This is a genomic window from Ferruginibacter paludis (assembly GCF_030409685.1).
Taxonomy (GTDB): Bacteria; Bacteroidota; Bacteroidia; order Chitinophagales; family Chitinophagaceae; genus Ferruginibacter; species Ferruginibacter paludis.
In genome coordinates, this window is sequence record NZ_JAUFQJ010000024.1 from 420782 (window position 1) to 434825 (window position 14044).

Here is a 14044-nt window from a genome sequence, read left to right on the forward strand (position 1 = left end):
TGTATGAAGTATAAAATAACCGCGTTTGTTTTTTTGCTGTTAATGACAGCCAGCGCAAGGGCTCAGCAATCAGCCAAAAACAATCTGCCCCGCATCGCCATTGCAGGCATTGCTATTGAATCAAGCACCTTCTCACCTGCCCATACAGACGAAGCTGCTTTCCATGCACAATATGGACAAGATCTTTTAAAGGTGTATCCATTCTTATCAAACGATTCACCAATGCTTCAAAGAGCGGTATGGATACCAACCCTTGGCGGGCATGCATTGCCGGGCGGTGCTGTAACCCGCAAGGCGTATGAATCGCTGGTAAATAAAACACTGGATTCGCTGAAAAAGCATTTGCCGTATGACGGGCTTTTTTTTGACATCCACGGTGCAATGAGTGTAACCGGACTGGATGATCCGGAGGGAGATTTTATTGTACGGATCAGAAAAGTTGTTGGTACCAAAACCATTATTTCTACGTCGATGGATTTGCATGGTAACGTATCCTGGAGGCTGGCGGCAAATACGGATTTAATTACCTGCTATCGTATGGCGCCGCATGAAGATGCAATGCAAACCAAAGAACGAGCGGTAGAAAATTTATTGCAAAGAATTGAAAGCGGCAAAGGAAAGCCGAAGTACAAAGCATATGTATCCATCCCCATTTTATTGCCGGGCGAAAAAACAAGTACCAGGATAGAACCCGGCAAATCAATTTACGCGGCGGTTGCACCCGCGTCCGTCCAACCCGGCGTTGTTGATGCCGCCATTTGGATTGGCTATGCCTGGGCAGATGAACCGCGTAACCATGCCGTGGTAATGGTAACGGGTGATGACGAAGCAACCGTAAAAAAAGAAGCCACTCAACTGGCAAAAAGATTTTGGGATTTAAGAAACGATTTTGTTTTTGTAGCGCCAACTGGTACACTCGAAGAAGCTTTAACGAAAGCTTTAGCAAGCAAAGTACATCCGTATTTTATCAGCGATTCCGGTGACAATCCGACAGCAGGTGGGGCAGGTGATGTAACCTGGACTATCACAGAGATATTAAAAAATCTAGCCTTTAGTAAAGCAGATGGGCCATCCTTAATTTATGCTTCTATCCCCGGCCCGGAGTTGGTTAAGAAAGCTATTGCCGCTGGTATTGGCAATGCCGTAGATGGTTACGCGGGTGCTGCCGTAGATGCCAGGTTTGCGCCACCAGTGCATCTTGCCGGCACCGTAACGTCGATAGAGTATGGCGATAAAGATGCCGAAGTGGAAGTAGTTGTGAAGGTAGGCAGCGTGTATGTAATTGTAACACAAAAGCGCAAGCCGTACCACAAGGAGATTGATTTTACCCGGCTCGGTTTGCAACCACGCAAAGCCGATATCGTTGTAGTAAAAATAGGTTACCTGGAACCGGAATTATTTGCCATGCGGGCAGACTGGCTGCTGGCATTAACACCCGGTGGTGTGGACCAAAACTTAGAGCGATTACCGTTTAAAAGAATTCAGCGGCCCATGTTTCCTTTTGATAAAAACATGAAAACGCCGGATCTTTCGGCGAAGCTGGTGCCAGTGTCGGGGAAATAAACAGGAAGAAGCGGAAGTCCTTTTTTATAAAAGATTTATTGTCGTAATAAAATGAGTAACGCTTCCTTCAGCGCGATAGGTGAGAGGGCAGTTATAATTAAAGGATGTAAGATCGTTATAAAGATTTTGCCTGATTGCACATAGCGTTCCTACGGAACGCAGCAGCTATTGATGCATATTTTCTACCTACATTATGTTCCGATGGAACATGAAATACCTATCTGAATTTCACGATACAGGATTTATTTTTCAGAGTGCTTTGTATTCATGTAAAAGGATTTCCTAGATTAATAAAAGCACCATCATCCGTGGATTTTTTTACTCGTGAGAAACATAAGCCTACCTGCTACTACTCCACTTAAACTTTTTAATGCCAACAGCAGCAAATACAATGGCATAACCGATGGTAAGCAAGAACGAAATAGTGGTATCGCTGCTCCAGGTCGCCGGTTCAAGGCCGGTGGATACAATGTGGCGCACCACGCCATAAGGGGACCATTTTACTATCTTGCCAATCTGGTCGCCCAGCATACCTATATCGCCAGCATTTCCCAGTTCGCCAAACATTCCGACCATGATAAAAACAAAATACACCAGCCGGGTTGCGGCGTTCACTGATTCCGGATTTTTGATGAGGCCGACAATGGCCTGGCCGAGGCCAAGGTACAATGCGCCGCCTGCAATAGACATCAGCAGTGCTACAGCATATCCCGCTACACTCATGCTTATGCCATCTGCATAATAGCCGGCAATAAATACCGCCATGGTCACCAGTAAAATCATTGCCAGTTGTATCAGCAAGCGGCTGATCATAATATTGCGTGCCGATACCGGCGCCACCCGCAGGCGTTGAAAAATTCCCTTATCGCGGTCACGGGCAATGGCATTGGAATAACCCATCAACCCGATGGCGTTGAGGCCAATGGTGATACAGTTCGAAAGTACAAAAGCACCACCCAGTTTATCCACCAGTCCTTTCCAGGAAATAAGGATGATGACAGGAACGAGCAGCAGCAACACCACCGAACGGCGGTTGCGCCACTGGGCTGTAAAGTCTGCTGTTAGCAACGACTTCAGTGCATTTAAATCAGAAGGTATAATTGTTTGCATGTGTAATTTTATTTAAGAGCGTACAGCCGTTCCCGTTAGTCCGATAAAAACATCTTCCAGCGTTATTTTTCCGCGGCGGCTGGCAGCTATTACTTCGGGATCGTCGCGGTGTTTGGTGATGAGTGCGTCGGGTGTATCAATGGCTATCACTTTACCATGATCGATGATGGCAATACGGTCGCATACGGCTTCGGCCTCTTCCATAGAATGGGTGGTGAGCAGTATCGCATGGCCCTTTGCCTTTAAGCCTTCCATACGCACCCAAAGTTGACGACGGCTTTGCGGATCCAGTCCGGTTGTGGGCTCATCCAGCAACACAATCTGCGGTTCGTGTATCATGGCAATTACCAGCGATACCCGCTGCTGCTGACCGCCTGACAACTGGCCGAAACGTTTTTTACTAGCATCGCCCAATTGAATATTGTTGAGGATATCCTGCAGCCGTTCTTTGCTTAAATCAACGGCATGTAAACTGGCATATAGGCGGATGATTTCTGCCACCGTAAGTTCCGGTTGAAAATTGGTTGACTGCAATTGCACACCCATATTGGCCCGGGCATGCAGCGGCTTTTCCCGGTTATTAAAACCCGCTACAGTGATGGTTCCGGAGTCAGGAATGATAAGTCCTTCAATAGAACTAAGGGTACTGGTTTTGCCGGCACCATTAGGGCCCAGCAAACCAAAAATTTCACCCGGCGTTACACTAAAAGAAACATCCTTTACTGCCTGAAACTTGCCATAAAAAACATTGAGCTGATCAACTTGTAAAATAGGAGCTGATGGATTTGTTTGCATTGAACCTTTTATATTAAAGGTTACTAAGTTAGCGGATTTATAATGCGGCGTTTATAAATTGTTGTTAACGGTAAAATGTGTTTAGCAAAGGCCGGATAAAAGCAATCTTGTATCTCTATCTTTTACATAAAGTATGTCGGCGATGAAACAACGTCCTAATTATTTGTTCATAATCTTTATTACCACTCTCCTGTTCTGACTGCTGGCTGATTTAGAATTGCCTGCTACGGCGGGTTCCAAAAAAGACACAGCGGAAGTTACCAGGTGGGAAGCTGGTACGCCTTTATCAACAAGATAAGCCGCGACGTTTTGCGCCCGCTTTAAAGAAAGTGCTTTGTTAACTTCCGGCGAACCGGATTTATCAGTATGCCCGGTGATGGCCGCCTGCAGGTTGGGTTGCTTTACCAAAATACCAGCGATATAATCCAGCAGGTTATGATAAACGGGTTGCAGACTGGCCCTGCCCAGTTCAAACAAAATAATATCTGCAGGTATGGCTGTATAATCAAAGGCAGGTTCTTTAGCAAACTGCTCTTTTGCGGCGGGCGCTTCAACCGGTGCCGGCGCAACTACCGGGTTAAGCAATTCTTTTTTTGCAAGCGATAATGTATCCCTGATGCGAATGGTATCTTTTATGTACACCGTGTCTCTTCTAACACTTGACGGTGCTGCAACCAGTGGTTGTGTTTTGGTGGGTGGAATTACGACTGGCAAAATAGTATTGCCGGTTCTGTAATCACGATCGTTTGCATTAACAGATCGCTGCAACCGGCGGATGTCACCTTTCAGTGAAGATGATTCGTCCATGTAACGTCGCAATAAATCATCCTGCTGACGTAATTGCCGGCGGCGGTAGTCCCGCTCATCCGCAGCAATTGCTGACTGTTGCTGCAATTGCTTTTCGCTGTTCAGGGCCAGCTGATCGCTTAACCTTGTGTCAGCAATAACTTCCCTCCCGGAGTTGTCGGCCAATCTTTTTTTTTTGAGCAGGCTATCCAAAATCAGTAAACTATCTGCACTTCGTTTGCCAGCGGCATAGTCGGTCTTCATCAGCATCACCGCCGAATCCATTGCTTTTTTGTTGGCGAGTGCCTGGCTATCCAATTGGTTCATTAATTTCTTATTGGCAGGATTGTATCCATGCAAACTGTCTGTCCTTTTCACACTGTCCATCTGTATCTGCAGCTGCTGCATGTCTCTGATCAAACTATCGAGTTGTTGTTTTCTTAATTGCAGACTGTCTGTTTGCAATCTTTTAATGCTATCTGCCATGCGTTTGTTCTGCTGCTGCAGGACGCTGTCTGTACGCCAGTTGATGCGGTTATTGGAAAGCAGGGTATCCGCCACCAATGTTTGTGCAGCCGGATTATTTACAGCACCCGGCAAACCACTATAATAGTAATTGTTATTTACAATGATGATGTTTCCCTTTACATTCGGCAGGTCATAAATCTTGCCCTTGTTGTAATCAATCAGCAGGCGACTGGTATCATTTTTTTGTACAAAAACCGTATCCCTGTTTTGATAATATACTGGTGTTTGCGCAACAGTATCTGTGCTGTGTTTACGGGCAAATATTTTTTGAAAATAAGAACTGGCTTTATTCGGTTTACCATAAGTGATGCTCACTTTCAACCCGATAAAGATATCTGCTGAACTCAGCTTTTTATTAAATGCCATCGTTCCCAGGTTGCTGCTGCCGACAAAGAGCGGCCCCGCACGCAGCGTGGCTCCCAGCGTATTTTGCCTGTAACTGGTAGCCGCATTTTTTTCTGTAATGGTGTATGGAAAATATACGCCGAAGTGCCTGCTTTCCCATCTTGGTGTAACGGTATAAAAACCATAATTATCAAAACGGCTTCCGGCGCTGCTGCCCAGTTTAACCGGGTGATATAGCATGGCATTCAGGTATAATCCTTTAACAAATTTAATGTCGAGCTGTACACTCAGTGCGGCAGGCAGATACACGTTATATGTACGCGGATCATTGGCGTTGGCATTTACCCTCGCTGCCAAAGCTGTATCAAATGCTTTGATGGTTTTGTAATGCGCATTGGCGATACTCCAGTTGGCAACATTGGCGCTGAATGAATTTACATTGTCCGGTTTATCAAACTTAAACATTCCCGCATCCAGTAAAGAAACACCCAGTTTAAAAATATATTTGTTTACATCCCTGCGTTCTGCCTCATAAGATTTTTCATCATCATTGCGGATGTATTTAAACTTGTCCAGGTTGCCCCTGTACTCATACACCAGCCCTGCATCAAAACCAAACGAAGTCGCATCCGGCCGGAAACTTTTGTCAAACACCATATCAAAATCCGCATTTTTATTATGGTTATAATTGAAGTTGCTGGTGTTGAAATTAATGGAGCTATCATTGTTTACACTGATCCTGAAATCGTTGGTGCTCATGTTTAACGAAGCAACACCCGCCAGGTACTTGGCGGTAAACGCCGCCTTTACAAAATGCTTGTTGGAGGAATACAATACACGGCCATAGGTCAATCCAACCTCCACCCAATTGAGTGACTGAATGGCAACGCCCGAAGCATCAATAGAAGTATTATTTAGTGGCGGATAATAAAAACCGTTGTAAGCCATGCTGGCAAGCTCGCCGGAAATGCCTCTGCCTTGTATCTTCGAGCGTGATTGTATGTTCAATGCAATGGCCGATTTCTTCCCAAGCGTAGCCATAAAACTCAACGGCACCTGTGTTCTGTTATTGATATTAAAAAACACTTTTTCACCGGCAGATAAATTTCTTACCGATAAATAATTGGCTTTAAAAGACTGGTAGTCGGAAAAATTGTTTTTGTTGAATTTCAGAATAGCGCTTCTGTCGACCAGGAAATAATTGTTGCTGTAATTGACACCGGAAGAAATGAGATTGATATCAAACTTATACCGGCTGTCCACGATGCTGGCGGGTTGAAGCATTACACCCGTAACACCAGCATAATTACCGGTATTGATGCCCAAAAAACTCTGTGCCCAAAGCGATGTAAATGAGCATACCAATAAGGTTGTAAGACTAAGTAATTTTTTTGTCATGCAGTTTGTTTTTTAAAAGATATTATCACAAACTGTATTTACGATTACTATGCCACTGTATAATGTCCTGCCTGTTAGTGCTTACAGATGAGACTGTTTTGTTTAAGGGAAAATTTATACCCGATACGAGCGTATTCTCCACCTGTTAGATCTGTCAATAACGGGTGCCATAGTTAAACATTTCTCATAGAGTTTATCCACTTTTGTAATTAAGACAGGTCTCAAATTTGCACCCATATCAGCAGCAAACAACTGCTTTTACAATTACGTTATTAAACAATCAACTATGCCCGAAGGCCCGTCTATTTTGCATTTAAAAAACCAGTTACAACCTTTTAAAGGCAAGCTGGTAAAGCATGCCGGAGGTTATGGCGCCATGCCCACCACCTGGATCAACGGCAAAAAATTACTGGACATTAAAACCTGGGGTAAGCACTTGTTGTTTGAATTCAGCAATGGTACTGTGAGATTGCACCTGGGTTTGTTTGGCGATATCCTCGTCAACGAACGCAAAAAAGTAAACCGGTCTTTTTATCTTGAATTTGCGAAAGGCGAAATTAATGGGTATGTGGTTAAGGCTACCAAACTGGAGCAACCGCCGGAAGCAATATACGACTGGCGCACAGACATATTAAGCCCGCATTTTGATAAAGCATGGGTAAAAACATTGCTGAAAAAACAAGCTGCCAAAACCATCGATGATGTACTGATGAACCAGGCAATTTTTACCGGCGTGGGCAACAAAATCAGGAACGAAGCACTGTACCGTGCGGCCATTCATCCGCTGAGCATAGCAGGCAAAATACCAGCGGCAAAAATTACCAAACTCATCAACGAAGTGGTAAACTATGCCCGCCTTTTTTACAAACAATTGGAAACCACCGGCGTCAATGATTTCTTCCAGGTGTACCAGCAAAACTATGCAGCCGACGGCAGCGAAGTAACGGTGAAGGTATTGCCGAAAACAAAAAGAAAAATTTACTTCAGTGAACACCGGCAGCATTTGTACGAGTAACAATTTTAACTGCCGGTGCATGAATATTTAAAGCGATAACAATCACCAACACGCAAACAACTCACCACTAAATAATCAAGATTGTTTACTTAACGAAACCGCCGTCAGGGTTTTCAACCGCTGACGGGGTAGCGCTAACTCCGACGGCGGCTATCAGCCCTGTCGGCGGTTGATTAGATACCATAGAAAAATTAAGTAAAAGACATTGACTCACTATTCAATATCGCCCATGTACAATTTCGCAAAGCCGTTAAAAATTTATATCGATAGTAATACTTTGCAAAAAAGCATGAAGTTTACAAGTTATGTTTCGTGTTTAAAACAGTAACTGGATAAGCTGCATCTTTTGGTTCGGTTCCGGCCAGCCGGAATTCAAAAAAATGCGCAGCATATTTTTTTGAAAGAAGCAAAAGCAGCAGCGTTCCAGTTACGCAGCCCCGCCGGCGGAGGAGGCGAAATCAACAAATTGAAAAGCAGTAACGAATGTAAAATGATCTTACAATTGATCAAATTAATTGCCTAAGTAAACGACATTGATTCACAATTCACTATTGGCTATCAGCCATTGACTATCGACTATCGTCAATTGCCCATTCACAACTCACAACTCACCAAAATCATTTCTTCCCCCAAACATCATTCCCCCGCTCCACATCCGGCAACACATGCGCCGGGTCCAGCACTACCTTATCAATCTTACTTACAGAAGCATATTTAAAAGTCCAGGTGCCACCGCGTTGCCATACTTCTACCGGCAACGTGATGGTATTGGTTTTACCATTGCTTTCCGTCACCTGAACAATCGCAGGTAAAATCATCCGGCCTTTATTTACGATGGTAATCAGGGCGCCTTTGCTGGCATCATTGTCTACGTATTGAACATCCGTAATGGCCTGGTCAACAGTCCAGGTAGTGAAGAACCATTCCTTCCAGAACCAGTTTAAATCTTCACCGGCGGCGCTGTTGATGGCATGAAAAAAGTCGTACGGTGTGGGATGTTTATAGGCCCATATTTCCGTGTATTTTCTAAAGGCATAATCAAAACGTTCCTTGCCAACAACCACGTCCCGCAGCAGTTTCAGGCCCACGGCTGTTTTGCTGTAGTACTGGTAATGCTGACCATAATCCATCGCTTCACTCACCGTCATCATCGGGTCTTTCAGCTTTGGTAATTCGGTTTGATCCAGCCAGGCGAAATGTCTTTTACTAAACAGTGCCAGGTCGTGCGCATACTCGCCGTTGTTAAAAAGTTCGTTCGCAAAATAATTAATGTACGAGTTAAAACCTTCATCCTGCCACATGTATTTGCGTTCGTTGCTGCCCACAACCATCGGGTACCAGTTGTGCCCAATCTCATGAGCAATCACAAACCAAAGCGGCCCTTTTTTTTCCAGGTAATCATTAAAAATCATGCCTGGGTATTCCATACCTGTGATGTTGCAACCCATGTCCACCGCCACATTCCAGGGAAACTCAAAAAAGTTTTTCGAATAAATTTCCATGCTGTGTTTTAAATATTCAGTAGCCCTGCTCCAGCCCGTATCACCCATGCTTTCCACCGGGTAGGCCGACATCGCCATCACTTTTCTGCCCGAAGGAACATTCACCCTCGCGGCATCCCATACCAATGCAGTGGACGCAGCCCAGGCCACATCCCTCGTGTTTTTCATGGTAAAATGCCAGGTAAGGTTGCCGCTGCTGGTAGGGCGCATATTGGGTTTGCCCACTTCGCCCGGTTCTATAATGGCCACGGTTTTATCAGAGTTAGCGGCCTTTGCCAGCCGTTGAATTTCAGTGGGTGTTAATACCTGCGCCGCATTTTGCAGGTCGCCGCTGCCATATACAATCATGCCCGCAGGTGCCGTAATGTAATAATCAAAATTGCCGTACTCGCAGTAGAATTCGCCCAGCCCCATGTAGGGAAGCGTGTTCCAGCCTTCCACATCGTCGTACACACACATGCGTGGATACCACTGTGCGATGGTGTACACGATGCCGTTCTTTGTGTACACACGGCCCATCCTGTCTGCCCCATACGCCGGAATATTAAACCTGTAATTTATTTTTATCGACACCTTGTCGCCCTTTGGCAACAGGCTGCTGTTTAACCGAACCTGCATCCGCGTATCCGAAATAATGGGTTGCACTTTGTAGGTTTTACCGCCATAGGTTACGCTCACATCAGCAATATTGTAACCGCCTTTATCAACGCCCAGTATCCCGATCACATCGCCGCTGGTGGGTGTGGCTGCCGTTCCTCTGGAGGCCGCGTTAAATAAATTCTGATCCAGCTGCAGCCATACATAATCCAGTTTATCCGGACTGTTGTTGGTGTATTGAATCAGTACATCGCCGGTAACGCTGGTATCCTTTTCGCTCAGCGTGGCGTGAATGGTATAGCTGGCGCTGTTTTGCCAGTACTGCGGGCCCGGACTTCCATTGGCCGACCGGTATGCATTGCCGGCAGGCGGGTTGAAGCCCTGTAAAAAGAAGTCGTGCGGATTGTAGGCCGAGCCATTATCGGTAGCGCTTTGCGCCATTGCAAACAGGGTGCTGCATAACAAACCGGCAGCAAAAAATAATTTTCTCATCAGTAAATTTTTAAGGGAAGTGGTGTAACGATTGACTGCAATAAAGTTATTAAAGTTTACCCATTGAATTTAAAAAAGGAAGGGCATGTTACCAGCAGATGTTTTTCATGGCGTCATCGTTGTGTCACTCCCTTGTACGGTATACCGTTGGGGGACTTTTATTGAAGCGGAGTTGGCCGGTGAGGACATGTGTTAAGGATAAGGAATAAGACTGTGTTTGCTGGTGACTTTTAGTGAACACCAATATTTATTGAGGGTGATTGGTTCTTACCCTTTAACCAAGCAAAGGTGAATTATATTAGTATAAAATAATAATGCTTAGTTTTGATAGCATAGACTAATCTTAGAATTTCCGTGACTTCATATGCAACATCTTTTAAAGTGAACTATGGTAAAAGCATTTTACCTATAAAGAGAATGGAGGTATTTTCTGCTGATGAATGGGAAATATTTGTAGAAGAATGGCTAGAAATTAAAAGAAAAAAATACATCGAGGTTGAACGTTTTGGTGGTGCTGGCGATAAAGGCAGAGATGTTGCTGCTTATTTAACTGATAATAAAATTGCCGACTATAAGTGGGACTGCTATCAATGTAAGCATTATGATGCCCCTTTGATGCCATCTCAAATGTGGATCGAATTTGGGAAACTTTTATACTATACTTTCAAAAAAGAATATCCAATTCCAAGTAAGTATTTTTTTATTTCTCCAAAAGGATGTGGCACGAGTTTTACTAAACTTCTACAAAATCCTAAGGATATAAAAAAGGGTGTTACAGAGCATTGGGATAAAGATATAAGTGAAAAAATTATTGCTGGTATTAAAATCGATTTGTCGGCTGAATTAATACATCATGTTGATAATTTCGATTTTTCGATTTTTGATCGAATACAACCTAAAACCATAATTGAGGAACATAAATCCCATGCTAATCATTTAATATGGTTTGGTGGAGGTTTACCTGATAGGAATAAATTGGATGAATCATTAATTCCTGATGATATCACGACCGAAGAAACTGTTTACGTAGAGCAGCTTATTTTAGCTTACGGCTCTGATGCAACTTCAAATTTCAATTCATTAGATGAAATAAAGCTACAGTCTAAATACCATAATCACTTTAAGCGAGCTAGAATTAGTTTTCATCACGCAGAACAACTTAGAAATTTTTCTAGAGACAATCTTCCAAATGGGACTTTTGAAAATTTTCAAGACGAGGTTTACGACGGGGTCATAAATATTGCCGAAAGTTCCCATGCCAATGGATTTGAAAAAGTAAAAGCTGTTGAAACACACTCTGCTTCTGTATCCATAACTTCTAACGCTCTGAAAGAAGTTAGTAATGTAAAAGATAAAACAGGTGTTTGCCATCAACTTTGTAATAATAAAAAAATAAATTGGGTGTAACATGAGTGATAGTAAAATTTATCCTTTTAATAATAATATTGAAACAGGATTAAGGATGTTAACTGTATTATCTTCTGCTTACCCGCAAAAATATGATCTTGACCATTTAGTTTATTTTGATTATATGGTTGTGCATTCTGCAGATATTAATTCCAATATTCAAAGTTTACACCCTGCAGTACCGAATAGATCTGGAGAAATTTTTATTAGGAGAAATCTAATTCAAAATGGATTAGAGATTTTTTTGCAAAAAGGGCTAATTAATAAGTATTACAATGACAATGGCATTCAATATAGTGCAAGTGAAAGTTCAATACCCTTTTTGGATGCATTAAGCGAATCTTACACTTCAAGTTTGATACATCTTGCAAACTGGGTTGTTAAGGAATATGGAAATTATGAATTAAAGGATTTGCGTGAATTGATGAGACTGAATTTGGAAAAAAATAGAAGTGAGTTTAATCTTGAAATTATAAAATGATGAATAGTGGTTTTATTATAATGGAACTGAGGCTAACAGGGAATAATTTACAACCAGCGGTTGTTTCTTTTGCCAAAGGTTTAAATGTAATTAGTGGCCCGTCTAATACCGGAAAGACCTATATATATCAATGCATAAATTATATGCTTGGATCGTCTGATAAACCAAAACCTATAAAACTATCATTGCCCTATTCATCTTTACGCATGAAAATTCAGTCTCATGATGGTAGAAAATTTATTTTACAAAGTGATTTAAAAGGAGGAGATTTTTTGCTTTATTCTGAGCAATCTGACAAGCCGATAACGTTAGCAAGGAAACATAATCCTGATAGTACTGAAAATATTTCAGCTTTTTTATTAGGTCTAAATAATTTAAAGGATAAAAAGATTAGAACAAATGCACAGGGAAAAACACGTAAAATTTCCTATAGAGATATTGTCCGATTCTTGATTGTTGATGAGGCAAGAATTATAACAGATAAATCACCTATTACTTCAGGGCAATATACAACACCAACAGAAGAAAAAAGTACCTTCAAATTAATTTTATCCGGAAATGATGATAGCGATATAATAGAAAGTTTGAGCAAGGATGAAGTAAAATACCGTCGAGGTAAAATTGAGATGTTAACAGAATTAATTTCTTCGAATCGAAAAGAACTAGATGAAATTCCTGATAATATTGAACCCGAAGACCGAATTTTAAAGGTAGATGATACTATTCAAAAGCTCAAAGAAGAGCACGAACGATTAAAGAATGTTTTTACAGAATTGGATTCTGGAAGAAGTTTAATTTCCGGTCAAATTTCAAATGTAAAGAGTCTGAAGGTTTATAATGATGAAGTACTAATAAGAAGTGAGATTCTAAAACAACAGTATGAAACTGATTCTAAAAGATTAAATAGCACAATAGAAGCTAGCTACTTACTCATGAATAACCCGTCAGTCGAAGAAAACTGTCCAGTATGTTCAAGTCCACTGGGAGAAAAAAATATAGAACCTGAACTTGTATCTGTAATTAAAGCATGCGAACTAGAAATTGGCAAAATAAATAATCTTACCAGAGAAGTTGCAGAGGCTGAATTAATTTTGAAAGAGGAAAATCAAGGAAACATAGGAGAAATAGAAAGATTACAAAATATGCTAGACGCAATCTCTGAAAAAATTGAAAATGGTGTGTCAGTAGAAATGGGAACTTTATTTACTAAAATATCAGAATTAAATGGCCTTAAGGCTAACTTGAGTAAAGCTGTTTTTTTAAAAGAAAAGATAGTTTCATTTGAAAAACAGAAAGAAATAATTTCACTTACTATTGCTAAAAAAGAGGATAATAAAAAATTTGAGGATATTACTACATCTAGCCTATTTGAACTCTCAAAGATTCTAAATAATATTTTAAAATCTTGTAGTTACCCTTCAATTAATGGAGTTACTTTCAGTGAAACAAAAGATGATTTTGTTATTTCAGGGGAAGACAGAGAATTGTCAGGAAAAGGTTATCGAGCAATTACATATGCTTCGTTTTTAATAGCCCTACAAGAGCTCTTGTATAGTAAAGATTATAGCATTGGGCCATCAATATTAGATTCGCCTCTAGTAACTTATCGTAAGCCATCAGCTCAAGGTGAAGGAATTGCAATTGACCTTGCAATGGATTTTTATAGATATTTGGCTACCAATTCAAAAGTCCCGCAGGTTATCATATTAGAAAACGAGGAGCCTCCTTCAGATATTTCCCATTTAATTAATCATATTCCATTCACCCAAAATCTTAATTCTGGTAGGTACGGTTTTATTCCGTTAGCGCCAAGAAGCTGAAAGATATATTTTGTTCCAACGGCTGCTGTTTCGCTCTGATCTTCGAAATCATCTATTAGATCATCGGGCGACTGCTGTCATCTATGGCATGTTAATTTGCAAAGCCAAAGAATTTTATCGATATACGAGATGTCCATTTCTTTTCCACTGCGACTGCAAAATGTCTCTTATACCGCAAATTTTATATTAATGCTTGAACCAGGGC

Annotated in this window: 9 protein-coding genes; 5 read left to right on the forward strand and 4 right to left on the reverse strand. The window is 41.8% G+C overall.

Annotated elements, in window-relative coordinates:
* Window positions 1-3 precede the first annotated feature (3 nt).
* The gene (locus QWZ08_RS26210; RefSeq protein WP_290340680.1) at window positions 4-1563 is read left to right on the forward strand and encodes a M81 family metallopeptidase; all 1560 of its coding nucleotides are present in this window, start codon (window positions 4-6) and stop codon (window positions 1561-1563) included.
* Window positions 1564-1902: 339 nt separating this feature from the next.
* On the opposite strand, the gene QWZ08_RS26215 is transcribed toward QWZ08_RS26210, so the two are convergent.
* The 3 genes from QWZ08_RS26215 to QWZ08_RS26225 form a co-directional block, all read right to left on the reverse strand.
* Window positions 1903-2673: an ABC transporter permease gene (locus QWZ08_RS26215; RefSeq protein ID WP_290340681.1), complete on the reverse strand. Its 771-nt coding sequence runs from the start codon at window positions 2671-2673 to the stop codon at window positions 1903-1905.
* Window positions 2674-2685: 12 nt separating this feature from the next.
* Complete coding sequence (locus QWZ08_RS26220) at window positions 2686-3468, reverse strand: ABC transporter ATP-binding protein (RefSeq protein WP_290340683.1); 783 nt, start codon at window positions 3466-3468, stop codon at window positions 2686-2688.
* A 159-nt stretch (window positions 3469-3627) separates the two neighbouring features.
* Complete coding sequence (locus QWZ08_RS26225; protein ID WP_290340684.1) at window positions 3628-6525, reverse strand: DUF5723 family protein; 2898 nt, start codon at window positions 6523-6525, stop codon at window positions 3628-3630.
* A 286-nt stretch (window positions 6526-6811) separates the two neighbouring features.
* On the opposite strand from QWZ08_RS26225, the gene QWZ08_RS26230 reads away from it, so the two are divergent.
* Window positions 6812-7540 carry a DNA-formamidopyrimidine glycosylase family protein gene (locus QWZ08_RS26230; RefSeq protein ID WP_290340685.1) on the forward strand — a complete coding sequence of 243 codons (729 nt, stop codon included), beginning with the start codon at window positions 6812-6814 and terminating at the stop codon, window positions 7538-7540.
* 617 nt (window positions 7541-8157) lie between these two features.
* On the opposite strand, the gene QWZ08_RS26235 is transcribed toward QWZ08_RS26230, so the two are convergent.
* Window positions 8158-10131 carry a M1 family metallopeptidase gene (locus QWZ08_RS26235; RefSeq protein ID WP_290340686.1) on the reverse strand — a complete coding sequence of 658 codons (1974 nt, stop codon included), beginning with the start codon at window positions 10129-10131 and terminating at the stop codon, window positions 8158-8160.
* 354 nt (window positions 10132-10485) lie between these two features.
* Between QWZ08_RS26235 and QWZ08_RS26240 the strand changes: the two genes are divergently transcribed.
* Genes QWZ08_RS26240 through QWZ08_RS26250 form a run of 3 tightly spaced genes read left to right on the forward strand, consistent with a single transcriptional unit; the run spans window position 10486 to window position 13839 of the window.
* The gene (locus QWZ08_RS26240) at window positions 10486-11538 is read left to right on the forward strand and encodes an ABC-three component system protein (RefSeq protein ID WP_290340687.1); all 1053 of its coding nucleotides are present in this window, start codon (window positions 10486-10488) and stop codon (window positions 11536-11538) included.
* 1 nt (window position 11539) lies between these two features.
* Entirely contained in the window at window positions 11540-12019 is a 480-nt protein-coding gene (locus tag QWZ08_RS26245; RefSeq protein ID WP_290340688.1) for an ABC-three component system middle component 2, read from the forward strand.
* A complete protein-coding gene (locus tag QWZ08_RS26250) occupies window positions 12016-13839 on the forward strand; it encodes a hypothetical protein (protein ID WP_290340689.1) in 1824 nt (607 codons plus the stop codon). The genes QWZ08_RS26245 and QWZ08_RS26250 overlap by 4 nt, the downstream gene beginning before the upstream one ends.
* Window positions 13840-14044: the final 205 nt, after the last annotated feature.

Bases quoted from the DNA above. Each gene is read 5' to 3' on its own strand.
- QWZ08_RS26210 (WP_290340680.1), top strand. From the start codon at position 4: ATGAAGTATAAAATAACCGCGTTTGTTTTTTTGCTGTTAATGACAGCC.
- QWZ08_RS26215 (WP_290340681.1), bottom strand. From the start codon at position 2,673: ATGCAAACAATTATACCTTCTGATTTAAATGCACTGAAGTCGTTGCTA.
- QWZ08_RS26220 (WP_290340683.1), bottom strand. From the start codon at position 3,468: ATGCAAACAAATCCATCAGCTCCTATTTTACAAGTTGATCAGCTCAAT.
- QWZ08_RS26225 (WP_290340684.1), bottom strand. From the start codon at position 6,525: ATGACAAAAAAATTACTTAGTCTTACAACCTTATTGGTATGCTCATTT.
- QWZ08_RS26230 (WP_290340685.1), top strand. From the start codon at position 6,812: ATGCCCGAAGGCCCGTCTATTTTGCATTTAAAAAACCAGTTACAACCT.
- QWZ08_RS26235 (WP_290340686.1), bottom strand. From the start codon at position 10,131: ATGAGAAAATTATTTTTTGCTGCCGGTTTGTTATGCAGCACCCTGTTT.
- QWZ08_RS26245 (WP_290340688.1), top strand. From the start codon at position 11,540: ATGAGTGATAGTAAAATTTATCCTTTTAATAATAATATTGAAACAGGA.
- QWZ08_RS26250 (WP_290340689.1), top strand. From the start codon at position 12,016: ATGATGAATAGTGGTTTTATTATAATGGAACTGAGGCTAACAGGGAAT.